The organism is Alteromonas ponticola, assembly GCF_012911815.1.
In the GTDB taxonomy this organism is placed as follows: Bacteria; Pseudomonadota; Gammaproteobacteria; order Enterobacterales; family Alteromonadaceae; genus Alteromonas; species Alteromonas ponticola.
On record NZ_JAATNW010000021.1, the window covers coordinates 1 to 575 of the forward strand.

Below are 575 nucleotides of genomic sequence, written 5' to 3' on the forward strand. Positions count from 1 at the left end.
TGGCCTAGTGCGGTGTTTACATTATTGAAGAGTGTTTCTACATCACGCGCAAATTGTTGCTGTGCATCTTCATCACCCGCAAGTGCCACTGCGCCAAGAACCGCCAGCTCTCCTCCTTCTACGATTGCAGGTATTGTACGAAGAATATTATTATCAAGGTTGGTCGGGTCTTCGGCGTCATACTGTAACTGATTGGTTGACAAAGACGTCAGATTGCTTGAAATGGTCTCGCTATCAGTCCCCAAGCTCTTTAGATTATCTGTTGCTAGTGTTGCGTCATTTTGCGCAAAGTTAAAACTTAGATAGTCTTCCGTGGCAGCGCCCATTACCCCGGCATATTCTTCGCGGTTTTCGGCATACTGTGCCGATTCTTCTACTCCACCATTTTGTTGGCTATCAAGATAGTGTTGAGTTTCATGACCCACTGTCTTAACGGCATCTCCAGATGAGTTTTGCGCCAAATCATTTACATAAATTGTGTTTGTTGCATCAGAAAACGCACCCGCAAAGGCTGGGTCATCTTGCATCAGCACTTTTGCTTCTACCGGGTCAACGCCCATTTGTACAGCCACTTC

At 46.1% G+C, this 575-nt stretch carries 1 protein-coding gene; it reads right to left on the reverse strand.

Translation table 11 applies throughout. From position 1 onward, the window contains the following. The coding region (locus HCJ96_RS16190) for a hypothetical protein (protein WP_169212120.1) at positions 1 to 575 on the reverse strand (575 nt) is incomplete at both ends.